The organism is Vibrio sp. Vb1574 (assembly GCF_033338675.1).
In genome coordinates, this window is the sequence record NZ_JAWOTC010000007.1 from 34093 (window position 1) to 59714 (window position 25622).

A 25622-nucleotide genomic window follows, 5' to 3' on the forward strand; every position below is an offset into this window, starting at 1 on the left:
GTCAAATAGAAACAACCGAACGTGCAAATCAAACGACTGACCTTCGATGACATCGCTACGAAACGCACATGTTTGAAGTCCTTTGGCGATCGCATCAGAATTATGAATATAGTTGACCCCCAATGACTTAACGACTCATTTTTGTTCATCAGGTCTTAAAGTGGCACACAAGTGTGCGACTTTGTCGAATTCATCATTACGCATTGAGTTTCATTATGTAGAATGATTTCTAAAGAAAGCGCGGAACCTAGCACTATATGAGGCTAAGGCATAGAGCATGAACTAAGCTTTAGCGTAAGTGCTCAAAGTTAAGAATCGTGGGTCACGCGACGTACGCAAGGAGAAATGGATTGTACGTAATACTAGCACTGTTCATGGCGTGTCTCGCCATCCTCATCGGAGTGAAAGCCGCCAACCGAGCTGCACTTTTAGAAAAAGAACTAGCCAAACTTCGTGAGGAAGTCACATCACTACGAGCCAGTGTCCATGGGGGCTCAAACCCACAAGTGCACCAACAATCCAGCATCGAAAAAGACACACCATCTGTAGCGACGTCACCTCACATAGAATCACAACAGAAAAATGTCTCATCCTCTGGGGAACATGATCCAGCTGCCAACCTAGATTTTGACCAGAGCGCTGCGAATCAAGGGTACGCCCAGACAAGAGAAGTGCAACTGGATGTTTTTAGTCAAGAAAATGAGTCATTCCTTCAGAGTAAAGTTCAGAGCCTGCTTAGCAACATTCAAGAAAATTGGTTGGTTTGGGTAGGCGCATTGGCCATGCTGATCGGTGGAGGTTATCTCGTACAGGTGATTGGTAGCCACATCCAGTTTTCGCCATTTATGCGAGTATCCTTTGCCTTTGTGCTCTCATTACTTATGGTGCTTGTTGGCGAGTGGTTTCACCGTAAAGAACAACAGAATCCGCAACGGGCAGCACGAGCCCAAGGCTTTACGTATGTTCCTGCTGCCGTTACCGGTACGGGATTAACGGGCATTTACTGCACCGTCATTTTTGCCTTTGTGGTTTATCAAATGCTAACGCCGAGTATCTCGTTGATCATTTTGGCTTCAGCCGCATTTTTCAGTTTAGCATTATCATTGCGACAAGGGCCGTTAATGGCCGTGCTTGGCTTAATTGGTGGCTACACAGCACCACTGTGGATTGGGGGTAATGAACCCAACTACTTCTTGTTAGCCGGATACATCTGCGCAATTTCGTTCGCGGCGACCTTATTGATGCAAAAAGTGCGTAGGGCATGGATTACGCCAAGTATCGCGATTCCACATGTCATTTGGATGTTGCTGTTGATTGAGAGTGTACCAACAGAACGGTTGTTCTCGTGGCTCGCGATTTATCTCTCCATCACTTTGTATCTCATTTTCGCGGTTCCGAGAATGGGTTGGATGCTCAATCCTCGCTTTCGTCACTATCAAAGCAAGTGGACAAACTCGCCGACCGCTACCGCTCTCGCAACTGCTTTATTGACCTTTTCTGCCGTCACCAGAATGCCGGAGCTGAACACTCTACAAATGGCGTACTGTTATACGCTGCTTGTTGCGATCATCTGGCTACCAGCACTTCGTACAGGCTGGTCATTACGTGTATTTTTGCCATCCATACTCGTCTCGGCAACCGCGCTGATAGTTCTTACCATCGCTTTTGATGCGCTGTATATGGTAGAGCGAGAAGCTAGCATCCTATTCGCATTGGCGGTGAGTATTGCGCTGATCTGCTATCGAACATATTGCCAATCACTTAGTGACCGTTCGCAACTCAGTGGGCTGCTTCTGCTGGTACTGGCTCCCGCGATGAGCTTAATTACGTTGTTTTATATTGACGAATTTATGCAGGGCTACCTGTGGTATTGGACTGCATTCTGCGCATTGATGGCCACTTACTACGTTGTGCTTGGTCAGCGTGCACGTTCGTTGGCATTAGAATGCTCTGCCGTTATGCATGCTTTAATCATAGGTATTGCTTTTGTTTGGTTGAGCGATACTTGGTTAACAACAGCAATCTCAATACAAGTTGCGATAATGGCCTTACAGGCTCAAGTCGGGTTATTTCGACCTGCGAGTTGGGCGATTAAAGTGGCAATGGGAATACTGGTTATCCGACTCACGCTGCTACCTTTCATCCCCGAATGGCAACCGGTAGAAGCTGGGCATTGGGCTTGGGTTCTTGTGAGTTATATGCCTTCTCTCTTCATCTTGTCTTATGCTCGTTCAACACTAAAACAAGTGGACCGAGAACTGACCAACTGGTTTGAAGGGGCGTTTTTACATGTATTCTTAATGGCATTGTTCACCCAAACTAACTACTGGTTAACGGGGCAATATGGTTACTTGGGGCACATCGACTTCACAAGTGCGGCAGTCTTTGCCAATCAAGTATTAGTTATGGGTTTGGTATACAGCTACCGCAGCCAATTTGCGCAACGCTTAAGCCGTATCTACGAAATCTATAGTTACTTGCTTTGGTGCGCGTTCGCTATATTGATTATTTTGCTTAATACGGCAGAATCGCCGTTGGTGACTGATAACGTCTCGGCACAAGCACTTCCCATCTTTAACATGCTGAGTATCGGCTGGCTGTTACCAGCTTGCATCCTGCTTATCGCAACGTTTAAGCGCTGGAATACGTTGCAAGTTCATCGATTTGCGATTGCTAGTCTAGGCTTTTTACTTGCAGCCATTTGGTTGGGGATGTCTATCCGTCAATTCTGGCAAACCACATCGATGATGCTGTATCAGCCAACCAGCATGGCAGAGTTGTTCAGTTATTCAGTGGCTGGCTTGCTCGTAGGTGGATTGCTGACTTGGCGCGGCGTGACCCAACAGGGGCTGATGATGCAGCGTGTCGGTCTAGTGGTCCTTGCCGGTGTCGCACTGAAAGTATTCTTATGGGATGTGAGCTCTCTGGATGGGTTCTGGCGAGCAATAAGCTTCTTAGGCTTAGGTGCATCTTTGATAGCACTTGGATGGCTATTCCAGAAATTGAATCGTTCGGTGGCAAAAGCACTCGAGCCCTAGACGAGTCAAAGAGAGATTCCCGACAGTGCGCTGTTTTCGTTATTGGGGGACGATAACAGTGTAAAGCCGGGAATCATTGGAGTGTTCGTTACTTCAGTAAAGCGACCACGGTATGACGACGCACGTTTGCTTGCGCATTCAATGCCTGAAAAGTCGAAGTAAACTCGCCAGACTTTTGCATGAATCCATCCAGTTTTGCATTCACTTCATTGACTGAAAGCTGTGCGGTTTTGGTTTGGATAGAACGCATTTGAGTATTCAGTTCACCATGAAAAGCTTTCGCTTCCTGCAAGCTCGTTTGAACTTGTTTCAGATGCTGATTTACTTTGGCAATCGTCTGCTTGATGCCGTCGCGTGAGCCTAGATCAAACCCGAGCTCCGCAATACCATCTGGCTCAGACTTTAAGTTCAAAACGTTAGGCTGTCCCGCAGGGAATCGGTGCCCTTCCCCCGTTACCATCACCTTTTGCTGCATTTGTTGATAAGCGTTGTCTCTGGCTTCAAATAAAATGCTTCCATCATCGGCTAATGAGGCTCGCATTCCTAACGCAATCAAGCTGCGATCCAGCATTTTGACCGTTCGCTCACCGTCTGATTGTCCATCAAACTGAATCATCACCGCTTGACCTTGAGGAAAATCCAAACGGATTTGCTCGGCCTTGTCGCTTAAGCGATGAACATTCAAACCTGGAATAGAAAAGCGACGAATATCCGCTTTATCCAGTTTTAAGTGCAGTTCGTTATTTAGGACTTTCTGGCCATCGAAACGTGCTTGCTCAACGACTTTTTGGATGGTGGCTTTAGAACGAACCAATGTATCCTGCAAACCAGGAACATTTTGTACGCCTTGATTAATAGCTTGCGTCAAACCACGTTTAATTTGCGTGAGCTCTTTGCCAATCACCTGCAGCGATTTGGACGCGATCTGAACCGCCGTGGCTTGCTGCTGACCCTGCGTAAGCTGAATACCAGATACAGAGTAGGCTGACGCAGTGTCAGCCTGAATTTGCGCCGGGCGCGGTTTAATTGCCGTACTTGAGTCTGCAGAACGGGTCGGCATGATAGAGGCTTGTTCTTGTCCACCTAAGCGTATGCTATGGGGTCTAACCTCTACTGTACTCATTACCATAAAAAGAACTTCCTAACCTTATAAACGGTCAAACAGCGACAAACCATCGATCTTCACATAGCTTGCTTGCGTTGCTTGCAAAGCGGCCATGTAATTACTCAATCGTACCGACGCTTCACCATAGTCCAGAGCAGAGAGGTCTCCAGATACTTTGTCAACGAACAGCTTGTTTTCACTGTGCGCGCCACCAACAAGATCTAAGTTGTTGTGTCGACCACCAATCTCAGTCATGGTCCCTAGTACGTTTGAAAAAGTATCGTCGATAGCGCTGATACTCGCCTCAACTTCAGCTCTGAAGTTGGCGGTAGGGCTCTCAAACTCTTTGATCAGCGCATCAATTTGGTTAAGCACGTTATGGCCTCCCCCAAGGTCCAATATTTCTTTTGCAGTCATATTGGAATCCATCGTGACACCTTTAGCAATTGTTACTACGCGCTTGTCACTATTACCTTCAATTACGTAGCTGCCGCTCGCTTTACTTACAGCCGCAGTATCCGTTTTAGTACCAGAGAAAAGGTAGTGCCCTTCTTCATCCTGCGCGTTAAAAGACGACTCAATAGAGTCACGGTAACTCTTAAGCTCTGTAATCATACCGCCACGACTTTCGTCAGTAAGAGAGCCGTTCGCACCCCAAAGCGCGATGTCTCGCATGCTTTTTAAGCTTTCTTTGATCGAATCTAAATGGGTTTCTTGACTCGATAGCGTCGTTTTTACGTTTTCAATGTTGTTTTTGTACTGAGCAATCGCACTGGTTTCTCGGTCTAAGTTAAGCAACTTGATCGAAGCCATTGGATCATCAGACAGCTTGGTTAAGCGCTTGCCAGTAGACATCTGTTGCAGAGCTTCGCCTAATCCCGCGCTATTGCTCTGCAAGCTGTGCAACATCATTTGACTAAATTGATTGTCACTAATTCGCATCTAAACTTTCCTCTTAGAATAACTGCAGAATAGAATCGAGCAGTTGATTTGCTGTGCTGATCACTTTCATGTTGGCATTGTGCGCATTAGCAAACATCATTAGGTTAGCCGCTTCTTCATCGCTGTTTACGGAACTAACATTATCGCGAGCTGCGTGCGCTTGCTTGTTCATGGCTAACTTCGCTTGATAATCAGCATTAGCTTGGCGTGCTTTAATTGCGGTTTGACCCACCATTGAACTAAAGGCATCGTTCAAGCTTACTGAGCCGTAACCTGATACCGCCACTGGCTTGTTGCTTAACTCGATCAATGATTGCAACGCATCTGCGTTACCAGGTGTTCCATCACTTGAGAACGCAAGCTCATCTGGAGTTAGCTTGGTAATATCCAAACTGGCTGCAGGGTTTGCTGGGTCATAGCTGAACAAAGGTTTACCTGGGTTGCCATTTAAGTCTTTGCCAGTCGCAAGTACGGCGTTGTATTCATCCGCGAGAGCTTTCGCCATGTCATTCAGAGCCAATTGGTTTGGTTTCAACACTTCGGTTTGATAGTCATTAATCGCACCTAATTTGCCACCAAGCGAGTCACCAATCGCAAAACTTTGATTCGAGAACGTGACGTGTAAGTCCGCCAAGTAAGGATCACTCGGGTCAGGAATGGCTTCCAGTTTGCCATGGTCCGTACCCATCACAAGCGGTTGACCAGAGGTTAGTGTGACCTGAACACTGCCGTCATGCTGCTGTGTTGTTTTGATTTCAATGGTTTGAGATAACTCACCGATTAACCTATCTCGTTCATCCATTAACTGTGATGGGTTACCACCTGTACCTTGCATCTCTACCAGTTGCTTGTTCACCTTCGCGATATTTTCCATAAGGCTATTCGCGTGGTTAAGCGCTGCATTACGTTGATCGCTCATGTCTTTATGTTGATTGTATAAAGATTCGGTAAGCGTATTAAAACGGCGGGCCAAAGCTTCAGATTCGTTAATGATCTGCTGGCGGTAAGGTATGGATTCCGGCTTAACGGTCGCATCGTTAAGCGCAGCGTTTAGCGAGTCCAAGCCAGCCGATATACTGAAACCATCGGCACCAAGCGTATTCTCCAGCTGACTCATGTTACTGGTGTATCCAGATGCGTATGCCGCCATACTGTTAGTCGACCACGTTTGCTTAATCAGAAATTGATCAGTAACGCGGCGAATGCTAGTGACTTCTACCCCTAAACCTGGACTTAAGCGATTGGCTTTACCATCATCGACAGACGCCATCAACGCTTGTTGACGACTGTAACCCACGGTATTCACGTTTGCCACGTTTTGCGCGGTTACGTCTAGGGCCACACGGTTCGCGCCTAAACCTGAAAGGGCAATATTAACTAGGTTCATTTACAGCTCCATTTTTCTGATCAACGGCTGAGAAAACGCGGTAGTCATACCGGCCTCACCGAATACCTGTTTAACAGAGGCGACGGCTTGAGAAGCGGTATTAAATAGGCTTGAATTCTTCTCCACCTCTTTAGAATCTACTTGTGAGATAGATTCAGAATTCGAACCTTTACCATCGTTAGCGGATGAGATGTTGCGCGCAGCATCGAAAGCAACCTCACGCATAGACGGGCTCAGCTGCTGGATGAGCATATTGGCAATGCCTGAGCTCTGTTTCTTTGCTAGTTCCATCGCCAGCTGACCGTCATACATATCACGGAACACCCCTTGTTGCTGACTGGCAAACGGGCTGTCTTTATCAGCAAGAGCGTCACTACTGCTGCGCATTTGGCGTAACACCATTTGTAGGAACATTGCCTCAAATTGACCTGCGACGACTTCAAGTGCGCCTTCTTGATCACGACTATGCTTGATGTTAGCCAATGCACTATTGTCGTGATAAAGCATCGAATTTAACTGAGTTTGTTCATTGGTACTGTCTAGCTTCATCCTTAACTCCTTATATCACGACCAATTCAGCGTTCAATGCACCCGCTTCACTCAAAGCTTGCAGGATAGACATCAAGTCTGTAGGCGTGGCACCTAAACTATTTACCGCATTAACTATGGTGTTAAGTTCCGTGCCTGGAGGCCAAATCACCATCTGAGCAAGATCTTCATTCACATCAAGGTCCGTTTGGTTAACGACTTTCGTATCGCCATTTGCAAACGCATTAGGCTGACTAACTTGTTGTGATTCAGAAATTCGCACGGTCAAGTTACCGTGACTTACTGCTGCTTCACTCACTTTGACACTCTTACCGATCACTACGGTGCCAGTGCGAGAGTTAAAGACAATACGAGCAGGTTTACGGCCTTCAACGACGCTCATTTCTTCAAGCATCGACATCATGACGACACGCTGCTGTGTATCTTTTGGTGCACGCATATCAATGCGCGCTTTATTGATCGCAACTGCAACGTTAGGTCCAAAAGTGTTGTTAATTTCACGCGCAATATTTTTTGCTGTAGTGAAGCTAGGCTTGCGCAGGTTTAGGGTGATTTCATCACGTTGGTTGAAATCGGTTTTGATTTCTCTCTCTAAAGTCGCACCATTCGGAACGCGACCCGCCGTTGGTGTGTTTACTTCTACTTTGGAGCCACTTCGCCCCTCTGCAGATAAGCCGCCCACAACCACGTTACCTTGCGCAATCGCGTACACTTCGCCATCAATACCACGTAAAGGCGTTAGCAATAACGTACCACCGCGAAGGCTCTTTGCATCACCGATTGAAGACACAACCACATCCAACGTTTGTCCTGGGCCTGCCATTGGGTCAACGGACGCTGTCACACTCACAGAAGCCACATTTCGTAGCTTAGGGTTCATACTGTCATCAATTTGAACCCCAAACTGACGTAGCATGTTGGTAATAGATTGAGAGGTAAATTTCACTTGGTTTCGGTCACCTTGGCCGGCTAAGCCAACTACCAAACCATAACCAACCAGTTGGTTTTCTCGAATGCCGCGAACATCGACCAAGTCCATGATCGGAATTTCCGCTTCAGCACGTGAAGTGCCTGGTAGTCCCAAGGTCAACACCAATAGGAGAGACATAAAGAAAGATTGCATTGTCTTCATTAGAAAGGTACCCATGGGCTGTTGAAGAACTGAGTTAGCCACCCGGCTGCGTTGCTGTCAGCTAGCGCTCCGCGACCTGCGTAGGTAATTCTTGCATCAGCAATTCGTTGAGAAGAAACTTGGTTACTGCGGTTAATATCATCCACACGGACGATACCGGTTAGACGAATAAACTCGTCGCCTTGATTCAGACGAAGCCATTTTTCACCGCTGATACGCAATACGCCATTAGGTAATACTTCATGTACCGTTACCGTAATGGCACCTTGAAGCTTGTTGCCTTGTGAACTTGATGCACTGCCATCGAAGTTACGTTTGCCATCCACGCTAACCCCTAACTCATCGATAGTTTTCGTGCCTATGGTCGGCGCCACAAAGTTAATTGCTGAACTTTTACCGAACTTAGTACCCGCATTTTTACTCGATGAGGTTTCTTCTGATAATTGAACCGTTAATACATCGCCAACTCGGTAAGCACGACGATCCTGGAACAGGGTCATCGTGTATTGGTGACGATAAAGGCTACCAGATTGGGTTTCCGGCAGCGTGTAATCGAGCGTTGGTGGTGCATATTCCTCAGCATTCGGCTCAGGCGGAATAAATTCCTGACGGCCAGCACATCCCACCAGCAACACGGCGGCTACTGCCCAACTCTTAGAAAGCCATTTCATTGCTTTTTCCTTCATCATCACCAATTTCATACTTACATTGATTGCGAAACAAACTTCAGCATGTCATCTGCAGCAGAGACCACTTTCGCATTCATCTCATACGCACGTTGAGTGGTGATCATGTCGACCATCTCTTCTACTACTTGTACGTTTGACCCTTCCAGTGCACCTTGCTTGATAATGCCGGCACCATCAGCTCCTGCAATCAGCTCATCAGCTGGACCGCTGGCTTCCGTTTCACGGAATAAGTTGCCACCCATGGCCTCTAAGCCTGCTGGATTGATGAATTTTGCAAGTGTAATTTGACCAAGCTGCTGAGGTGTTGGATCGTCTGCTGTTGTTGTAGTCACGGTGCCATCAACACCCACAGAGAAAGAGACCGCATTGTCTGGGATCTGGATTTGAGGCTCTAAAGGCAGGCCCTGACTGTTCACCATTAAGCCTTCTGAGTTTCTATGGAACTGACCATTACGTGTATACATGATCTGTCCGTCCGAGTTTTCTATTTGAAAGAAACCCTGACCCATTACAGCAAGATCCAACTCTTGCGTTGTGTTTTGGGTATTACCTTGAGTGAATACTTTTTGTGTGCCAACAACGCGAACACCGCTACCTAGCTGAATACCACTTGGTAGTTCGTTAACTTGGTCTACTTGAGCGCCTGGTTGACGCTGAATGCTGTAGAAAAGATCTTCAAATACAACTCGGTCACGCTTAAAGCCAACCGTGTTTACGTTTGCTAGGTTGTTAGAAATGGCAGTCATCTTCGTGTCTTGCGCTGCCATGCCTGTTTTACTTACCCATAATGCTGAATGCATTTTTTACTCCTTGCGGGGCGAGACTTAGCTCGCCGCCATTAATTTGTTACCAGCTTTTGCTAAAGTTTCCGCCGTTTTCATCATGCGAACTTGCATTTCAAAGTTGCGCGTCAGCGACATCACACTAACCAATTCATCAATAGCAGATACGTTACTGCCCTCAATGTGCTCAGGAGAGAGTTGCACGGTTTCATCTGCCGCGAATGGCACGCCATCTACGCTGTGCAGCAAGCTATCGCTCTCTTTTTGCAGTTGATTAATTTCCGGTTTAACCAACTTCAAAGTGCCTGCCACAATTTCTGCGCCGCCACCTGGTGGGATCACTGAGACTTGACCACGCTCGCTGATTTCAATCTTTTGATAATCCGGCACAACCAAAGGACCATTGTCACCGAGGACAGGGAACCCATTGATTGTTAGAGCGCCAAAAGTATCGACCTGAATATTGCCTGCACGGGTGTAAGCTTCGTTACCCGCTGGGGTTTCTACAGAGAGATACCCCTCACCCATAACCGCAACGTCCAACGGACGTCCTGTTTTCACAATATCGCCAGCGTCGAAACGTGTTGAGGCAGAGTTGGTCACAACCATAGTGCGACCATCAAAACCTGGGCCTTGCATCTCTACACTACGCACACGCTCCATATCCGCTCGAAAACCCGCAGTATCAGCATTTGATAAGTTGTTTGAACGAACGTGCTGCGCTTTAAGAACTCGGCTGGCACCCGACGTTGCCGTAAATAACAAACTATCCATGCAAAACTCCCATTACACCGCGTTAAACAAAGCTTGAGTAAGCTTGTCGCTGGTAGAAATTGTCTTTGCGTTTGCTTGGTAGTTGCGTTGTGCAGTCATTAGAGCAACAAGCTCGCTGGTTAAGTCAACGTTAGAACCTTCTAATGCACCCGGAGTTAGGTCACCCATCGTACCTGAACCCGGAACACCCATAATTGGAGCACCTGAGCTAAAGCTTTGAGTCCATGATGTTCCACTCACTTTCGCTAAGCCTTGTGTGTTTGCAAAATCAGCAAGAACAACCTGACCTTGTAGCTGTGATTGGCCGTTAGTGTAAGTCGCGTAAACCATGCCGTTACCTTCAACGCGTACACCTGCAAGTTCACCTGATGTGTAACCGTTAGGACTATTAGTACTTACGCCAAAAGCTGCACCAAATTGCGTGCTGCCTTTCAGGTTAATGTCTACACTCATCGCGTTCGCGCCTGCTGCAGGGAATGAAACATTAAACGGCGCAGTTGGTGTTGAAAGCGAGCCATCTTTACCAAACGTTACAGGCACAGTTGCTACTGGCGTCGTACCGCCATCTACTTGAACGTTCACTTCCCACGAGTTAGAAGCAGTCTTAGTAAAGTACTGAGTTACCGTGTGCGAGTTACCCAATGAGTCGTAGACTTTTGTTGTGTAAGACGAGTTAAATGAGCTTGGATCTTTTGGATTGAATGGCGTTACGGCTTTATCAATAACAGACGCGCTTGCGTCGAAGTTCGCAACAAAATCTAAGCTGTCTGTTGCTTTAGCATTCAGTGAGGAAGTCGATACCTGAATATTACCCACAGAACCTGTCATTAGGTTGTTGTTGCTATCGACACTGTAACCTTGAAGCTTTGCACCGCTGTTAGCCGTAACAAAGTTGTTCTTATCCGTTGAGAACACACCTGAACGTGTGTACAACATTTGACCCATATTATCTTTAGTAACAAAAAAGCCACCGCCATTAATAGCTAGGTCCATCGCACGGCCAGTTCCTGTGATACTGCCGTCTTTGTCGAAGTTCTGTGAAATTGACGCGACTTCCACACCACCAGGTTGCATGCCGTTGTATACAGCGGAGAATTCTGTGCGCCCACCTTTAAAACCATACGTTGATGCGTTGGCAATGTTGTGGCTGATTGTGTTTAGCTCTGTGTTGGTCGCGTCCAGACCACTTAGTGCGATGTTAAAACTCATAAATAGACCTCTGATTTCCGTATTTGGTTAAGCACCAAACTGAGTGATTTGATAGAAAGGAACGTTGCCAACGCCATGGACATTGACTAATGCTGCGCCACCGGTATTAGGAATGCGCACTTGCTCAACAGTGCCTGCCATCAGCACATTTGGACTTGCTTGCCCTTCTTGCACTTCTACGGCCACTGAGTATTTGCCTGGTTTAAGACCAAGTTCTTCAGGATTAATTGAAAAGTCGACGTCACCTTTGCCGTGAGCACCTAGTGGCACTTTAGTTGATTGACCAAATTCATCTTTAACAACTAACGTGACTTGGTTTGAGCTATGAGCGAGTTCGATTTTTCCGTTTTGTACGTCTTCACCAAGCTGAAATTCATCCGCGTTGACGTAAACCGTTTGCCCAACAAGGCCCGCTGTTGATAGCACTTGCATGTTGTCCAGTAACACCATGCTCTGTTGCATTGTCTTAGACATATTCTCGGTACTTTGTACCTGCGAGAACTGAGCCAATTGACCAACGTATTCCGTACCATCAAGGGGGTTAAGTGGGTCTTGGTTTTGAATTTGAGCCACCATCAAAGAAATAAACTCATTCTCCAATGAAGAAGCACTGTTCATGTCTTTAGGGTTTGGTGAGATACCGTTGCTGTCTTTTGCTTTTGTATTTACTGGAGCGTCAGACGATAAAGGGGTGTATTGTGCAATACTCATTAGCTACCCTGCCCTAATCTAAGCAGACCTTGCTGCATACTTTTTACATTGGCTAATACTTCAACATTCGTTTCGAAGCTGCGTGTTGCGGACATCATGTCTGCCATTTCAGCAACTACATCAATATCTGGGTAAAACACATAGCCTTCATCATTAGCCAGTGGGTTGTTCGGCTCAAAACGCTTCTCTGCATCTCCAGCATTTTTAACAACGTCAACAATGCGAACTTCTGCATTGGGATAAGCTCCATTTTCTGTTGTCATTTGCGTTTTTTGGTACACAGTCGCAAATACTGGCTTAAGCGCTTTATAAGCATCTTCTGGATTTGCAGATACTGCATCTGCGTTTGCTAAGTTACTGGCTACCGTATTCAGACGCACAGTTTGTGCTGTCATCGCGGAACCAGTGATCGAGTAAATATCAGTGAATGACATAATTAACGTCCCTCAATCGCTTTCGCTAAGCCATTAAATTTCATGTTGAGAAACGTCAGGCTAGTTTGAAAGTCCATGTTGTTTTGCGTGAATTTTGCTTGTTCAACACCAAGCTCTACGGTGTTGCCATTTTTGCTATTCTGGTAAGGCACCGAGTATTGGGCCTGAACCTGGAACTTTGGCACCGGTTTGTTCACACCACCTGCCGTTACTTGGTTCATTACGGTGGTGAAACTTAGGTCTTTCGCCAAATACCCAGGGGTGTCAACATTTGCTAGGTTACTGGCGAGGACTTTGGTACGCTGAACGCGAAAATTAAGTGCCTCTGGATGTACTCCTAAAGCATTTTCAAATGTGATCGCCATGCATCTTCCTTACAGTTGGCTCGAATACGCCAACATACAAACAAGATACGTGCCATAAAAAATAGCCATATATATCAATGATTTACAAACAAGAATGGAAGCCAAACTTCCGGTTCTCGGAAAGCATTAAAAACAAGAGGAAAGTGTCCACTTCCTCAACAATAATGCTGACGTTACTCGCTTTGACATCAGAACAAGCATTCGCCAACACCAATGACAAAACCCTAAGCGTTGAAGAGATAAGGTCCGTTGTAGCAACGGATTTCGAACAAGAGGTGGATCGCGTAGCGCTCTCCAATCAGTGGGGGAAGTACAAACTGGACTTCGACATGTGGGTGCCCGGTTCAGCCAATCACTTGCCAGAATGTGAATCGCCTTTAGTTATCACAGGTCGTGACAACAACACGTTGCCAGTCGGTAACCTCAAGCGCTCAGTCAGCTGCGACAATATCGCATCACCATGGCGAATTAACGTTACGATAAAGTCTTCGCTGACTCTGCCTGTTTTGGTCGCGACAACCACGGTTGGCCGAAATGAAGTCGTAACGGCTAAACACATAAAGCTTGAAACCCGAACCATCTCTCGCCAAGACGATTTTTATACTCGCCCCGAGCAAGCAGTAGGCTTAGAAACCTCTCGTCGTTTGCGGGCTGGACAAGTGGTTAATCCATCCAATTTGTCGGCCCCACCTCTAATCGAGAAAGGCAATGAAGTCATAGTCATTGCGAGCAAAAATGGATTTAGTGCCAGCACAAAAGGAGTCGCCTTAGAAGATGGAGCGAAAGGGCAACAAATTGACGTGGAAAACCCAAGTTCGGGCAAGGTCATAAGAGCAGTCGTAACTGGATTAAACCAGGTTCATACTCAATTTTGATTTTTGGACTCGGGGTAACATTTTTTAATTTTGGCTCTCGTCAGTAACACTGAACTTCGAGTACAAAAAAAATATTTAATGTTTATCACATTCGAACCGCCTACTTAATTTAGAACATGATGATGAGGACCACAGCATGAAAATCGACAAAGTCGCGGGCGGTCATGTCCCACAAACAAAATTACAGCAAGCAAGCAAACAGCCTGTCGACGTCGTCGAACAGAGCAAAGTACACGAGCCTGCATTTCAAGCGAATACCGTAGCGATAGATCGCGCTCAAGCTGAAATGGCATCACTACCTGATGTTGATATGGAAAAAGTAGAACAAGTACGCAACGCATTAGCGCGTGGTGAACTTAGCCTAGATACAAAAGTGCTATCCAAGGCAATCATGCAGTTCCATACAGGTCACGAGTAATAAAACGCTAGGAAGACATCATGGCAAGCGCAGTATCGCAGCGAATTCAACAATTTGTTCGCTCTATATCTGAGGATATTAAGCTTTATCAACAACTGCTTCCTTTGCTGCAGCAGCAAAAGGTATTGTACTTAAAGTTTGATGGAGAGGCACTGAACGACAATGTTCAGAAACAAATGCCGATACTCAATAAACTCAGCCGCTCCGCCAATGACAGAAGCCAGTGTATGCGAGCGCTGGGGTTAGCGTGTAATGACGCCAGCGTAAAACGAATTTTCAATGCTTTGCCTGCCCAAATAGGTATGCAAGCTAGAAAACAATGGGCGCTATTGGAAACGTTGGTAAGTCAGTGCCAACAATACAATCAGAGCAATGGCCACAGCTCTGCGGCGTTCCATGAGTTGGTCAGTCAACTCAAACAACCTGTGCAACACACTTATGAAGATAAATCGTTCTAAACGATGTTCGTCTTGCCTACAGATTCAGTCGCCATCTCGGCTGAGTACTGTAGGCCTTTTTATTTTTATTGCCTTTCTGTCCTACCTTCCAATCACATGCCAGGCAAAACCAAATGCTGTCGATATTCAAACGCAGTATCAAGTATTAGCACCATACAAACCACAAATTGCCAAGCGTCTCGATTCATCCAAGCCGGTAATTAACCACATTTTCAAACAGCTTCAAAACCACTCATTACCAAATAGCCTAGCCTTAGTGCCAATGTTAGAATCTTCTTACAACCCCAAAGCCGTTTCTCACGCTAACGCCGCCGGACTTTGGCAATTGATACCAACCACAGCGAAACGATTCGGATTAACGATAAATACAAAACAAGACGATCGCTTTGACACAGAAGCCAGCACAACGGCCGCGCTCAAGTACCTGGCGTTTTTATACAACAAATTCGATCAAAATATGGCTCTCACTTTAGCTGCATACAATGCCGGAGAAGGACGTGTTGCACGTGCTATTCAGCGAGCAGGAAGTCGAGATTTCCAACAACTCACGCTGCCTAACGAGACTCGCCAATATGTCAGCCGCTTCTATGCATTGGAAAAGTTGATAGATATCGGTCAGTTACAATCCTCATCATTTCAACCTTTACTCTTGTTTGCTCCAGACGCTCCTATGATTTCACAACCGCTGGTCGACTTTAGCCGACTGCCTCCGCTAGTTAATTTGTGATAAAAGCTACGACAGAGCTCAATGTCAGAGAAACGTAAAATTACAAGATCCTGTTCGGCGAATTTGAAAACTCGTGATCTCTATGCAAACGTGTGCAAAAAAGTTGAGGTAAGGTATCTCAAAGATAAGAAAGAGTAGTGGTTTACTAAAAAGCGCCCCAATTGCGCTTGGCAATTGGGTAGATATGCGTCACATTGCGTTTGCAAAAAAACATGAAAACCAATGGTCAGACCTAATAATTATTTACACACTAAATGTAAAACAGCTATTGTTTTCATAGTTCGAAACAAATCTAACATATCAAGATGACGCTTCGCTTGCGCGTCTGGAATAAGTCCGGGTTCCGGGGGGGAGTCCGGACTTTTTTATTGCTCTAAAATCTTTGCCCACAATAGAGCCAACAGAAGCTAAGTCGTAATGATGCAAACTAGCTGTTTATAGTAATTCTTTAGAAATCAACTGAAGTAAAAACGTTTCGCGCTCAATGCTCATGCCTTTTTTCGGGCTTTCTGCCATCGTTTTTTCATTGTGTGCAATTGCTTCGTGTATGTTCATCCATACCGGGCGCATTCCATTTTTAACTTCGTAATCTTCATACGCCGTTTCGCCTAGCTCACGTTCGATTTTACATGTATAACAATACGACACCATGTGCATCACGTCAGCGTCATCCTTGTACCACGGACGAAACTCCTCAAAGATTCCGAAAGGCTTAATACCATGTATATTTTGGGCGCCCGTTTCTTCCTCTAATTCACGGACTAATCCAGCAATGACATCTTCACCATCATCAATACCACCGCCTGGTAGCGTGTAGTCATGGTAACGTTCTGTATAGAGCAACAGCACATCTTCACCATCAAGTACAATGGCTCGCGCTGCATTGCGCTGAAAAACAATTTTGTCATCCAAATGCTCTATGTCTGGATGAACGGTCGATTTTAAATGTCTCATCGAAAATACCACGGTCAATGTTTTGTGCGCATATTACCGAATTTCACACTTTAAATCATTGTTGTAGGCCAGGTACGTTCGAGCGCTTGTCAGGAAGTGATTGATATGACCTTCACAACAATACGCCAAGAACAGAAGTGTGACGTGCTAATCAGCAATAAATGAGAATATCTAAATTCTTATACGTCCCTCTTACTTTTAACATCGATAAGACAATAATCTCTTAAAGTTGCCTATAATCAATACAATACTCGCCCACCCCATGCGGAGATAAAGAATGAAAAAGACAAATTTAATGATGGCTATGGCTGCAACATTGGTACTGGCTGGTTGTTCAACTTACGAGGGAGCGACCCGATCAACTGAGTATACCTCCGTTGCAAATCCCGCAGCCGTATACTGTGTTCAGCAAGGTGGTGAGCTGGATACCGTGTCGGAAAACGGCGAACGTGTCACTTACTGTGTGCTGTCGGACAATGAACGCGTCGAGCAATGGGAATACTATAGCGAGAATCACAAAGAAAATGAGGGTGACAACTACTAATTATTTTTATCGATACGTCACCTTCCCTCTATCACTTAGGAGCCTTTGGGCTCCTTTTTTATTTGATTTATCAAAGTGTTCTTACGTTGTTTTTACATATCTCTGACTTTACCGCACATCGACCCTATATCGAACAGTGTTCTATTCTTGACATTCCCCTGACATAACTTTCCACTTGGACAATAAAATTCCAAACACAGATCACACTAATTCACATTTCTTCCACATTTTCTGGGACAGGTGAGCAAGATGAAAACACAAATAGTAAAAGAAGCCGAGTCAGCCCCAAGCAACGTTGTTACTGAAAAATCGAAGCGCATTATTTATAAATCGAGTTTAAACGCCTTGATGATTGTCGCTATCAGTATTCTCGTTAACCTTAGTCTTCGTCTTGATTATGTCGTGTTGGGATCAAGCCTTGGCGAGCTTTCCGTTACAGAAACGCTCCAGCTTGTGATGCTTGCTATTGCATCATGGTCGTTTTTCAGCTTATCGAAACAACAGCCTCAGCTAAAGCATGCGGCTATTTTGATTGCAGGATTTTTTGCAGTACTTATTATTCGCGAAACGGACTATTGGACAGACATGATTCATCATGGCTCTTGGGTTTTCCCAGCACTTGCTGTCACCGCACTGGCTTGCGCCAAAGCCTACCAAGGTGGTAAAGGTACCATGAACGAAATGGCGACCATTTTAACGGTGCCACATATGAAGCTATTAGTAGGGGCTGTGATGCTATTATTAGTCTTCTCTCGTTTGTATGGTATGGGCAGTTTTTGGCAACAAGTGATGGATGAAAATTACATCCGTGATGTTAAAAATATCTCAGAAGAAGGTATAGAACTGCTTTGCTACTGTTTGATCGCATTAAGCGCCGTCCGTACAAAACGCGAGCTTAATGAATAGACTCAGGATCAAAGCGACGGTTCAATGCAGTCAGTATCGGATGGAAGATACTTAATGCCTTTTCCGCAGCACCTACAGATTCATCCAAGGCCGTCATTTCGACGGCCTTTTTCATTTCTTCAATATCTTGCAAAGCCTCTTTATCGAGCGGGAAAGAGAGCAATTTGTGAATAGCATCTCTTGCGATCATCAGTGGCTTTTTTCGGACAATTGATAAATCTCGGAAAAATACGCCATGCTTGACCCCTTCTAAATAAACTCGGTAGGTTGTGAGTTCATCGAGTAGCAAGAATGTCTCCGCCATAAGCCCTTTATGTGGGTATGGCACGCTAATATGTTTGCTGATATCCAGTGGAATATTGAGGGTCACCCCCATGGATTCGCAATCGGATTTAAGTACTCGTAATAAGCCTTGCTCATCCATCAAATTCTGGATATCAATGATTCGTTCGAGGTGGTAGTCATTAGACAGCAAGATAACCTCAACCGGATGCCCCGACCATAACTCGAACAACCCACTTTTGCACAAAACTTGGGAAACATAACGCATGTTTTGAAACGTGTTCAACGACTCCGTTTCTAAGAGTATATGACGTTCAGGGAACGGATTCACAGAGTCTGTGTTTAGGGCTCTAAAATACGCGTACATCGCCTCTGCTTCAGAAACACTTTGTCCTTGCGTTACTCCGCCACAAAAAACAATCACCGTTCGCTCTATCGGTAGTGATGCAGTCCTACAAGACAAAGCTTCGACTCTGGTTATGCCCTCAGAGGTCAACCTGTTATTGACGAGGCGTTTACCTAAAACGATGACGATGTTGTCTAACTTCATTTTAAAATCTCGCGCTTAGTTGGCAGTGTTACAAAAATCTTCTTTCACTCCCGACCCACAAGCTTTAACATCTAGTTAACAACACTGTTCTAGAGACCTTTATAAAGGTTCACTGCTAAAGGAAGTCAATTATGCTGTCGATTTTCGATATATTTAAAATTGGTGTCGGGCCATCCAGCTCCCATACTAATGGTCCTATGCTTGCCGGATTCCATTTCACTCAGCTAGTTAGCGACTCTATGGCGAAAGTGCATCGGGTGCAAGTGGACCTTTATGGCTCATTGTCACTGACAGGTAGAGGGCACCATACAGACCGAGCCACGGTCCTTGGTTTGATGGGAAATAAACCTGATGCCATCAAAATGAGCAGTGCCAAAAGTGCGCTACAAAATACCATAGACAATAATACGCTCATGCTCGCCGGTACACACCAGATTGAGTTTAGCTACGACCATGACATCGTCTTTCATAGCGACAACCTTCCCCTGCATGAAAATGGCATGACGATTACGGCATTAGACGCAGCTGGAGATCAAGTAGCGTTTGAAATTTATTACTCCATTGGGGGCGGATTCATCGCCACCGCCGACGAACTAGAGAACGGCACGCAACAAGATGAGGTCGCAGTACCATTTCCGTTTACATCCGCAGATGAGATGCTGGAAAAAGCCGAGACGAACGGTTTCAGCTTGGGAGGCATGATCCTCCAAAACGAACTCGCATTTCGCTCAGACGAAGAAATTAACCAAAGAGCAGAGCAAATTTGGAAAGTGATGTCGCTCTGCATGCAACGTGGCTTCGATACGGAAGGGATTTTGGAAGGTGGTCTAAATGTCACTCGTCGAGCACCAAACCTTTTGAAAAAGCTCGAAGCCAACGCTGCAGTTGAAAACGATCCGATGGAGATCATGGATTGGATCAATCTCTTCGCCTTTGCGGTTAGTGAAGAAAATGCAGCAGGAGGGCAAGTCGTCACTTCTCCAACGAATGGTGCAGCAGGGGTGATTCCGGCGGTATTGATGTACTACCATCGCTTCATCAAAGAGCTCGATGTTAAACAGCTAAAAGACTTTCTCGCAGTCGCCGGCGCTATCGGCATCTTATATAAAACTAACGCGTCAATTTCTGGTGCAGAAGTGGGGTGTCAGGGAGAAGTTGGGGTTTCTTCATCCATGGCTGCCGCTGGCTTAACAGCGCTAAGAGGGGGCAGTAACGAGCAGATTTGTATTGCTGCGGAAATTGCGATGGAGCATTCATTGGGTATGACTTGTGACCCGATTGGCGGCTTGGTTCAAGTACCTTGTATTGAAAGAAATGCCATGGGAGCAATGAAAGCGATTAATGCATCGCGTATGGCATTAAAGCGCACAAGTAAATGTTTAATTTCGTTAGATAAAGTTATCGAAACCATGTATCAGACTGGTAAAGATATGAATAAAAAATACCGTGAAACCTCTTTGGGGGGCTTAGCTGTCATTCATATGGCACCGCCATGCGAATAATGGCAAGTGGTCATTGTGCTTAGCTTCTCACCATACGCTTATCTGGTAATTATGATCTGATGATATTACATATAGAAATGCCGCGTTCTTCGCGGCATTTTCTTAACAAGAAACTATTCGATTAATCACGTCGACCACGAAGTTCAATTTTTTGAGTTGCAGCATCCGAATGGATTGTTACACCGCCATAGGCCATTTCATTGCGACCCTTCAGCGTCAATTGAGAATCTGCACGCTCTACGTCAACCTGATTTTTCGTTGCCATCGTCATATCAATCGTGCCCGTGTATGACCCATCGCCAGCAAATGCTACGTTTGTTGAGCAAACCATCAAAACAAGTGCGATTAGTTTTTTCATACATCACCTCTATTATCGTTCTTACTTTCTGTCGGTGGAAAAACTGTAACAACAGAAACGCGCTCATACGAGGAAAGCCATTATTTACCAAATGGAAATCCATGCTAATAAACTGATGTAACCAAGAATAACTTATCGTTACCTTCAATAAATCAGGGATAAGGCAGCAACTTAAATTGACCGAGCGTTGTCTTTTCTTAAGAAATTCAGCGATATGATTTGTCGACAAAAGCCAAGCGAGAGAATGTATGAGCGTTAATCTGGATATTCAAAACATTTTGGTATTAAAACGGATGTATGAGCTACGTAACGTCCGGTTAGTCGCAGAATCACTCGGTAAAACGTCAGGAGCAATCAGCAAAAATCTGACTAAGATGAAAACTCAGCTCAATGATCCGCTATTCGTTCAGACCAAAAATGGCTTTGAACCAACAGCTTTTGTGGAAGCGAACATTGCGCATTTTGAGCAAATAATCAACAGTATTGATTCCATCAAACCACAGCATTTTTCACCAGCTCATTTTGACGGCTCAATCACTATTTATGCCAACACATTGTTTTGGGAGTACTTCGGTGACAAGTTTTACTTGGAGTTACTAAAGCACGCTCCAGAAGCAAAATTCTCATGTTTGCGCTGGGGTAGCGAAGCAAAAAAACGATTAATTGACGGTGAAAACGCCATTGCGATTCATTACTTTGATGAAGATCTGCCACAGTCAATTGTTCAGACCGAGCTAGGGCGAGGAAAAGCGGTATTTTTTGTTCGACAAGATCATCCCGCTCAAAACTCCCAAGAACTAGAAGAATACCCTTTTATACTTTTTAAAACGCCGGGATGGAACGACTACCGATACCCAGTGTTAGAAAGGCTCAAACATATGGGTTTTAGAACCACGCCTAAAGTGGAAATTGAGCATCCAGCGATGATTAAAAAAGTGCTTCTGCAAACGAATCATTTTGGCATAACGATGAGTGGACATGTTCCTAAGGGTTGCCGGAGTATCGCGCTTCCTGCTGGGCTAGAGCTTGATGTTCGCTACGTGATGAGCTGTCGTCGCTCTCAACAGCAAGCTCCGGTAAATCAGTGGTTATTAGATGTCATTAAGCATGTCGCTCAGTCCTAGACTGATGACTTGCTACTGCTAATAATAGCCAAACCACACATGCGCTCTACTTACTCGCTGAACGAACATTAAAGACTCTGTATTAACCATTGAGCAAAGGTGTTTACGTGTGATTTTTCGGATGCTCGAACCATCATATAATGTGCACCAGAACTTGGCATATGCCAATTTCCAGCCTGGACTAATACGCCCTGTTGCAGCTCATCCTCAACAAGAAAGTCTCTTACCAGCAACACGCCAAGTTGATTAATCGCAGCATGAATAGCAAGCAATGAGTGTTCAAACTCGGCGACGACTTTGCTCACCTTCCCTTGATAACCTTGGTGCGTAAGCCACTCTTGCCAAGATTCATGATAACCGCTAGTACAGATTTTAGGCGCTTTAGCTAACTGCGAGAGGTCATTTATCGGGTTTAAATGCATAAAGCCGGGGCTTGCGACAACAATCCAGTTTTCTTGGGTTAATCGTATGGCTTCTTGCTCTTGCCAATCTCCATCTCCGTTAATAATTTCGATATCCGCAATCGCACTGGCGTTTGGAACTGTATTAGCAGTTGTCGAGACTTTAAAGGAAATGTCTGGGAATTGTCGCTGAAAATCAGCCAATCTTGGCATTAACCACTGAGAGCAAAAGCTGTGAGCGACATGTAAGTTAACTTGCGTATTCTTGGGACGAGTAAATAAATGCTGCGTCGTGGTCGATAATGTTTGAAGCACATGATTAACCACAGGCCAGTATTCTTGTGCGGAGCAGGTCAGCGTAAGGTGAGTGCCCTTGCGCACGAATAACGTCGCATTGAGCTGTGACTCTAGCGATTTCACCTGTTGGCTTACGGCCGCACGAGTCACATTTAGCTCCTCTGCGGCTTTTGTAAAACTCTGTAGTCGCGCCGTGGCTTCAAAAGCTCGGAGCAAATTGAGCGGCGGTAAACTTTGCATATCATTCTCCCAAGCACTTGGCTGTCATGCTATGAACTGGTGATGACAAATTGATGAAGGAGCTGAGTTTACGTATGTTGAGCACATGTCAAAGCGTCCCGATATAACTATGTTTCTACACAACTACTGAGTTTGTTAAGCGGGATCAAAAAAGCCAGCGTGATACACGCTGGCTTTTGGAACTTTATCTTAAGCAGGAATTATTCTGCTTTTTCAGTTGTTTGGTATTCAAACGCAGGAACAACCACTTCAACACGACGGTTCATTTGACGACCTTGACGTGTCTCGTTGCTTGCCACTGGGTTAGCTTCACCCATGCCTTTCACTGTCATACGCTCAGCCGCAATACCTTTTGCTTGGAACTCGTCAGCAACGGCTTTCGCACGTTTTTCTGTGAGTTGCTTGTTGTAAGCAGCAGAACCTGTCGTATCGCTGTAACCCGTGATCTCAACTTGAGCTTGTGGGTAAGTATTCATCAAATCAACGGTACCAGAAAGGTTCGACGCGTCTTTCACTTCTGCACTTTCTAAGTCGAATTGTACTGTCGCTGTTGTTTGAGCAGGGTAAACGTGATCTACAATGCGTGTTGCAGGACGTGCTTCTACCACCTCTTCAACGGCTTTTTCTTGAACGACTGGCTCAGAACCAAACTTGTAGTTGAAACCGATACCGAAGAAATCTGAATCCATGTCTTCAATTACATCATCAGACATATCTTGGTAGCGTTGGTATTCAGCACGTAGGCTCCAGTTGTAGTTGATTTGGTATTCAGCACCCAGAGAGCCAGTTGGTACGAAATCTTTCTCGTCACCAGCCATCATGTATGCAGCACCAACTTTCGCGAATAGATTCCAAGAATCCGTTAGTGGTAGGTTAAATTTAGGAGCAAGCGTCAATGCCCAAAGATCACCATCAACGGTGTTTAGGCCAGGCTTTTTGAAGTTTGCAGTGAAGTCACCAAGGTAATCAACACCATACTCTGCCGCAACGTACTTGTTGAAGCTGTAGCCTAAGTGCATAGATGCTGCAAAACTGTCGTCGTCACAAGGTTCGTTTAGGTAACACGCATCGTTTAGAGAGTTGTAACCTACTTTACCGCCCATGTAAGTGTCAGCAAGTGCAACGTTTGAGATCACACCACCAGCAAGTACAGTAGCCACTGCTATAGCGATTTTTTTCATTATTCTTTTCCTTTTTCTTGTACACAAAGCAACACATCGCGGCAGCATACTGCCGTAAAATATGAAGCCGTAACTTTCTCTTTTCTTCGAATAGAAATAGCTAAATAGCGTAGGAAAGAATCAAAAATGATATTCAAACGCCAATGACGTAAAACGGAAAAAGGTAACCTCAAGACCATCTATTCATGAGCTTCATCCGCATACCCAACCGAAAAATAAAGTTCGTTGCGTTGGTTTAGCCATAGTCAATTCGTTGCGGAGAATATCACAAAGAAGCCAACTTTCTGTGACGCAAATCACCATAAAAAGCCACTTTCTCAAATTTAAGAATCATCATTTAAGCTTGTGAATGGCAACAAATTTTTACAGGGGAGCGTGGATGTGGAGAGCACAAAAAAACAGCTCATTTAAATGAGCTGTTTTCGAAATAATGAAAAAGCGTTAACTCGTCGCGCTAAATTTTATCCGCTACGGTTAACGTTGCAGCTAATACATCTTGCCCAAACAAGACACTACGCTCAGGAGACCAACCGTAAAGTGGATCAGGGTGATTGTTGTTATCTTTAAATGGCATTTCGATTGTGTAAGACAAGCATTTGAACTGCTCTGCAATCCAATTTGAACCCACAGTCAAATTCGCTTTACCAGGCTCATCTTTATCGTAACCAATCTCATCTTGGAACTCTGGCGTAATAGTCAGTAACGCTTGCTTAAATGATGTCTCTAAAGCGGCAAGATTTTCATCGTAAGAAGGAATACCTTCTGAGCCAGCGACGAAGTTATACGGAATCGCTTCATCGCCATGAATATCTAAAAACATGTCAACACCCGTTTCCAGCATGCGCTGACGCACAAGGTAGACTTCTGGGCTCTTTTCCATTGATGGCGTTTGCCATTCACGATTTAGGTTTACACCTACTGCGTTGGTACGCAAGTGACCGCGAATACCACCGTCTGGGTTCATGTTTGGTACGACGTAAAGCACCGCTTTTTCAAGCAATGCACGCGCGACCGTGTCGTTTTCATCTAACAGACGTTGGATCATACCTTCCATGAACCATTCTGCCATCGTCTCACCTGGGTGCTGACGTGCAATCATCCAGATTTTCTTTTTACCTTCTTCTGGCTCACCGAAAGTAAGCAAGCTCATGTCGTTGCCGTCTAATGTGTGGCCTAGTGTTTCAAGTTGGCAGTGGTGCGCGCTTTGTGCCATGTGTAACAAGTCTAAATGACGATCGTACGTGTATGGCGCAAAGTACGCGAAGTAAATTGAGCTGCGCTCAGGGATTACAGTGAAAGTCAGCGTGTCGCCATCGAACTCTGCCGGTACTCGGAACCATTCTTCACGATCGTAAGACGCAACCACATCGTAACCTTGCCATCCTTCTGGATAAGCCGATTTAGCCAAATCAAGCAATTTGATGGTGTGTGATTGCTCGGCTTCTGTCTCAAGACGGAAGTGGAACCACTGGTAGAATTCCGACATATTGTCGTTAGGAATTTTGAGTTGGATGTCGTTTTTGTCGTCCGCTTTCACTACGTGAATGCTGCCGCTATCGAAGTTGCTGAATACTTTCATTTTATGACTCACCTTTTAAATCTGAGCTTGAAAGACAGAGGCTAACACAAGGCTTCATCGCGCCCCAATGACTTTCACTGCAAACTGTCTCGTTTGTGGCTAAAGTCTT

At 45.3% G+C, this 25622-nt stretch carries 27 protein-coding genes; 9 read left to right on the top strand and 18 right to left on the bottom strand.

Going from position 1 to position 25622, the window contains the following annotated elements:
* Positions 1–374 precede the first annotated feature (374 nt).
* Positions 375–3038 (top strand): DUF2339 domain-containing protein, encoded by a 2664-nt coding sequence (locus tag R7O12_RS07390; RefSeq protein WP_411913080.1) that lies wholly within the window; start codon positions 375–377, stop codon positions 3036–3038.
* A gap of 88 nt (positions 3039–3126) precedes the next feature.
* Here R7O12_RS07390 and R7O12_RS07395 read toward each other — a convergent pair whose 3' ends face one another.
* The 12 genes from R7O12_RS07395 to flgB are packed head-to-tail and all read right to left on the bottom strand — an operon-like array spanning position 3127 to position 13117.
* Positions 3127–4167 (bottom strand): flagellin, encoded by a 1041-nt coding sequence (locus R7O12_RS07395; protein ID WP_005373996.1) that lies wholly within the window; start codon positions 4165–4167, stop codon positions 3127–3129.
* A gap of 18 nt (positions 4168–4185) precedes the next feature.
* Positions 4186–5085: a flagellar hook-associated protein FlgL gene (flgL, locus tag R7O12_RS07400; RefSeq protein ID WP_005373998.1), complete on the bottom strand. Its 900-nt coding sequence runs from the start codon at positions 5083–5085 to the stop codon at positions 4186–4188.
* Between the two features lie 13 nt (positions 5086–5098).
* Positions 5099–6472: a flagellar hook-associated protein FlgK gene (gene flgK / locus R7O12_RS07405; protein WP_005374000.1), complete on the bottom strand. Its 1374-nt coding sequence runs from the start codon at positions 6470–6472 to the stop codon at positions 5099–5101.
* Entirely contained in the window at positions 6473–7021 is a 549-nt protein-coding gene (locus R7O12_RS07410; RefSeq protein ID WP_005384422.1) for a rod-binding protein, read from the bottom strand.
* 10 nt (positions 7022–7031) lie between these two features.
* Positions 7032–8168 (bottom strand): flagellar basal body P-ring protein FlgI, encoded by a 1137-nt coding sequence (locus tag R7O12_RS07415; protein ID WP_086026720.1) that lies wholly within the window; start codon positions 8166–8168, stop codon positions 7032–7034.
* On the bottom strand, positions 8153–8824 hold the full coding sequence (gene flgH, locus R7O12_RS07420) for a flagellar basal body L-ring protein FlgH (RefSeq protein WP_017635111.1): 672 nt from the start codon (positions 8822–8824) through the stop codon (positions 8153–8155). The genes R7O12_RS07415 and flgH overlap by 16 nt, the downstream gene beginning before the upstream one ends.
* Before the next feature lie 32 nt (positions 8825–8856).
* Positions 8857–9642 carry a flagellar basal-body rod protein FlgG gene (flgG, locus tag R7O12_RS07425; protein WP_005374008.1) on the bottom strand — a complete coding sequence of 262 codons (786 nt, stop codon included), beginning with the start codon at positions 9640–9642 and terminating at the stop codon, positions 8857–8859.
* 24 nt (positions 9643–9666) lie between these two features.
* Entirely contained in the window at positions 9667–10398 is a 732-nt protein-coding gene (gene flgF / locus R7O12_RS07430) for a flagellar basal-body rod protein FlgF (RefSeq protein ID WP_005374009.1), read from the bottom strand.
* A 12-nt stretch (positions 10399–10410) separates the two neighbouring features.
* A complete protein-coding gene (flgE, locus tag R7O12_RS07435; protein WP_017635110.1) occupies positions 10411–11607 on the bottom strand; it encodes a flagellar hook protein FlgE in 1197 nt (398 codons plus the stop codon).
* Positions 11608–11634: 27 nt separating this feature from the next.
* The gene (gene flgD, locus R7O12_RS07440) at positions 11635–12318 is read right to left on the bottom strand and encodes a flagellar hook assembly protein FlgD (protein WP_005384410.1); all 684 of its coding nucleotides are present in this window, start codon (positions 12316–12318) and stop codon (positions 11635–11637) included.
* The gene (gene flgC, locus R7O12_RS07445; RefSeq protein ID WP_005374012.1) at positions 12318–12752 is read right to left on the bottom strand and encodes a flagellar basal body rod protein FlgC; all 435 of its coding nucleotides are present in this window, start codon (positions 12750–12752) and stop codon (positions 12318–12320) included. Before flgC ends, flgD begins: the two co-directional genes overlap by 1 nt.
* Positions 12753–12754: 2 nt before the next feature.
* Positions 12755–13117: a flagellar basal body rod protein FlgB gene (gene flgB, locus R7O12_RS07450; RefSeq protein WP_005374013.1), complete on the bottom strand. Its 363-nt coding sequence runs from the start codon at positions 13115–13117 to the stop codon at positions 12755–12757.
* Positions 13118–13194: 77 nt separating this feature from the next.
* On the opposite strand from flgB, the gene flgA reads away from it, so the two are divergent.
* The 4 genes from flgA (at position 13195) to R7O12_RS07470 (ending at position 15595) form a co-directional block, all read left to right on the top strand.
* Complete coding sequence (gene flgA, locus R7O12_RS07455) at positions 13195–13992, top strand: flagellar basal body P-ring formation chaperone FlgA (protein ID WP_318125728.1); 798 nt, start codon at positions 13195–13197, stop codon at positions 13990–13992.
* A 136-nt stretch (positions 13993–14128) separates the two neighbouring features.
* Positions 14129–14410 (top strand): flagellar biosynthesis anti-sigma factor FlgM, encoded by a 282-nt coding sequence (gene flgM, locus R7O12_RS07460; protein WP_005374016.1) that lies wholly within the window; start codon positions 14129–14131, stop codon positions 14408–14410.
* A gap of 20 nt (positions 14411–14430) precedes the next feature.
* Entirely contained in the window at positions 14431–14868 is a 438-nt protein-coding gene (gene flgN, locus R7O12_RS07465) for a flagellar export chaperone FlgN (RefSeq protein ID WP_005374018.1), read from the top strand.
* On the top strand, positions 14849–15595 hold the full coding sequence (locus tag R7O12_RS07470) for a lytic transglycosylase domain-containing protein (protein WP_054576173.1): 747 nt from the start codon (positions 14849–14851) through the stop codon (positions 15593–15595). Before flgN ends, R7O12_RS07470 begins: the two co-directional genes overlap by 20 nt.
* 435 nt (positions 15596–16030) lie before the next feature.
* Here R7O12_RS07470 and R7O12_RS07475 read toward each other — a convergent pair whose 3' ends face one another.
* Positions 16031–16549, bottom strand: a complete 519-nt coding sequence (locus R7O12_RS07475) for an NUDIX hydrolase (protein WP_005374021.1) — start codon at positions 16547–16549, stop codon at positions 16031–16033.
* Between the two features lie 277 nt (positions 16550–16826).
* On the opposite strand from R7O12_RS07475, the gene R7O12_RS07480 reads away from it, so the two are divergent.
* Together R7O12_RS07480 and R7O12_RS07485 are read left to right on the top strand one after the other, a co-directional pair.
* Complete coding sequence (locus R7O12_RS07480) at positions 16827–17093, top strand: DUF333 domain-containing protein (protein WP_318104228.1); 267 nt, start codon at positions 16827–16829, stop codon at positions 17091–17093.
* Between the two features lie 249 nt (positions 17094–17342).
* Positions 17343–17999, top strand: a complete 657-nt coding sequence (locus R7O12_RS07485) for a hypothetical protein (protein ID WP_005374025.1) — start codon at positions 17343–17345, stop codon at positions 17997–17999.
* Here the strand turns inward: R7O12_RS07485 and R7O12_RS07490 are convergent.
* Positions 17989–18831, bottom strand: a complete 843-nt coding sequence (locus tag R7O12_RS07490) for a YdcF family protein (RefSeq protein ID WP_225491670.1) — start codon at positions 18829–18831, stop codon at positions 17989–17991. The genes R7O12_RS07485 and R7O12_RS07490 overlap by 11 nt on opposite strands.
* Before the next feature lie 131 nt (positions 18832–18962).
* On the opposite strand from R7O12_RS07490, the gene R7O12_RS07495 reads away from it, so the two are divergent.
* On the top strand, positions 18963–20333 hold the full coding sequence (locus R7O12_RS07495) for an L-serine ammonia-lyase (RefSeq protein ID WP_318104225.1): 1371 nt from the start codon (positions 18963–18965) through the stop codon (positions 20331–20333).
* A 121-nt stretch (positions 20334–20454) separates the two neighbouring features.
* Here the strand turns inward: R7O12_RS07495 and R7O12_RS07500 are convergent, their stop codons facing one another.
* Entirely contained in the window at positions 20455–20691 is a 237-nt protein-coding gene (locus tag R7O12_RS07500; RefSeq protein WP_005374030.1) for a hypothetical protein, read from the bottom strand.
* 248 nt (positions 20692–20939) lie between these two features.
* On the opposite strand from R7O12_RS07500, the gene R7O12_RS07505 reads away from it, so the two are divergent.
* Positions 20940–21815: a LysR family transcriptional regulator gene (locus R7O12_RS07505; protein WP_258509820.1), complete on the top strand. Its 876-nt coding sequence runs from the start codon at positions 20940–20942 to the stop codon at positions 21813–21815.
* A 68-nt stretch (positions 21816–21883) separates the two neighbouring features.
* Here R7O12_RS07505 and R7O12_RS07510 read toward each other — a convergent pair whose 3' ends face one another.
* From R7O12_RS07510 to R7O12_RS07520, 3 genes are all read right to left on the bottom strand, one after another.
* The gene (locus tag R7O12_RS07510; RefSeq protein WP_005374033.1) at positions 21884–22753 is read right to left on the bottom strand and encodes a LysR substrate-binding domain-containing protein; all 870 of its coding nucleotides are present in this window, start codon (positions 22751–22753) and stop codon (positions 21884–21886) included.
* A 200-nt stretch (positions 22754–22953) separates the two neighbouring features.
* Positions 22954–23934, bottom strand: coding sequence for an OmpA family protein (locus R7O12_RS07515; protein ID WP_005374035.1), 981 nt, complete (start codon positions 23932–23934; stop codon positions 22954–22956).
* Between the two features lie 454 nt (positions 23935–24388).
* Positions 24389–25513, bottom strand: a complete 1125-nt coding sequence (locus tag R7O12_RS07520; RefSeq protein ID WP_206954544.1) for a M14-type cytosolic carboxypeptidase — start codon at positions 25511–25513, stop codon at positions 24389–24391.
* Positions 25514–25622: the final 109 nt, after the last annotated feature.

Coding starts and splice junctions, on each gene's coding strand:
- flgF (WP_005374009.1), bottom strand. CDS start 10,398: ATGGATAGTTTGTTATTTACGGCAACGTCGGGTGCCAGCCGAGTTCTT.
- R7O12_RS07415 (WP_086026720.1), bottom strand. CDS start 8,168: ATGGGTACCTTTCTAATGAAGACAATGCAATCTTTCTTTATGTCTCTC.
- flgL (WP_005373998.1), bottom strand. CDS start 5,085: ATGCGAATTAGTGACAATCAATTTAGTCAAATGATGTTGCACAGCTTG.
- flgE (WP_017635110.1), bottom strand. CDS start 11,607: ATGAGTTTTAACATCGCACTAAGTGGTCTGGACGCGACCAACACAGAG.
- flgM (WP_005374016.1), top strand. CDS start 14,129: ATGAAAATCGACAAAGTCGCGGGCGGTCATGTCCCACAAACAAAATTA.
- flgB (WP_005374013.1), bottom strand. CDS start 13,117: ATGGCGATCACATTTGAAAATGCTTTAGGAGTACATCCAGAGGCACTT.
- flgH (WP_017635111.1), bottom strand. CDS start 8,824: ATGAAATGGCTTTCTAAGAGTTGGGCAGTAGCCGCCGTGTTGCTGGTG.
- R7O12_RS07505 (WP_258509820.1), top strand. CDS start 20,940: ATGAGCGTTAATCTGGATATTCAAAACATTTTGGTATTAAAACGGATG.
- flgA (WP_318125728.1), top strand. CDS start 13,195: ATGATTTACAAACAAGAATGGAAGCCAAACTTCCGGTTCTCGGAAAGC.
- R7O12_RS07410 (WP_005384422.1), bottom strand. CDS start 7,021: ATGAAGCTAGACAGTACCAATGAACAAACTCAGTTAAATTCGATGCTT.
- R7O12_RS07480 (WP_318104228.1), top strand. CDS start 16,827: ATGAAAAAGACAAATTTAATGATGGCTATGGCTGCAACATTGGTACTG.
- R7O12_RS07520 (WP_206954544.1), bottom strand. CDS start 25,513: ATGAAAGTATTCAGCAACTTCGATAGCGGCAGCATTCACGTAGTGAAA.
- flgK (WP_005374000.1), bottom strand. CDS start 6,472: ATGAACCTAGTTAATATTGCCCTTTCAGGTTTAGGCGCGAACCGTGTG.
- flgC (WP_005374012.1), bottom strand. CDS start 12,752: ATGTCATTCACTGATATTTACTCGATCACTGGTTCCGCGATGACAGCA.
- R7O12_RS07510 (WP_005374033.1), bottom strand. CDS start 22,753: ATGCAAAGTTTACCGCCGCTCAATTTGCTCCGAGCTTTTGAAGCCACG.
- R7O12_RS07470 (WP_054576173.1), top strand. CDS start 14,849: ATGAAGATAAATCGTTCTAAACGATGTTCGTCTTGCCTACAGATTCAG.
- R7O12_RS07495 (WP_318104225.1), top strand. CDS start 18,963: ATGCTGTCGATTTTCGATATATTTAAAATTGGTGTCGGGCCATCCAGC.
- R7O12_RS07390 (WP_411913080.1), top strand. CDS start 375: ATGGCGTGTCTCGCCATCCTCATCGGAGTGAAAGCCGCCAACCGAGCT.
- R7O12_RS07490 (WP_225491670.1), bottom strand. CDS start 18,831: ATGAAGTTAGACAACATCGTCATCGTTTTAGGTAAACGCCTCGTCAAT.
- flgD (WP_005384410.1), bottom strand. CDS start 12,318: ATGAGTATTGCACAATACACCCCTTTATCGTCTGACGCTCCAGTAAAT.
- flgN (WP_005374018.1), top strand. CDS start 14,431: ATGGCAAGCGCAGTATCGCAGCGAATTCAACAATTTGTTCGCTCTATA.
- R7O12_RS07515 (WP_005374035.1), bottom strand. CDS start 23,934: ATGAAAAAAATCGCTATAGCAGTGGCTACTGTACTTGCTGGTGGTGTG.
- flgG (WP_005374008.1), bottom strand. CDS start 9,642: ATGCATTCAGCATTATGGGTAAGTAAAACAGGCATGGCAGCGCAAGAC.
- R7O12_RS07500 (WP_005374030.1), bottom strand. CDS start 20,691: ATGAAAAAACTAATCGCACTTGTTTTGATGGTTTGCTCAACAAACGTA.
- R7O12_RS07395 (WP_005373996.1), bottom strand. CDS start 4,167: ATGGTAATGAGTACAGTAGAGGTTAGACCCCATAGCATACGCTTAGGT.
- R7O12_RS07485 (WP_005374025.1), top strand. CDS start 17,343: ATGAAAACACAAATAGTAAAAGAAGCCGAGTCAGCCCCAAGCAACGTT.
- R7O12_RS07475 (WP_005374021.1), bottom strand. CDS start 16,549: ATGAGACATTTAAAATCGACCGTTCATCCAGACATAGAGCATTTGGAT.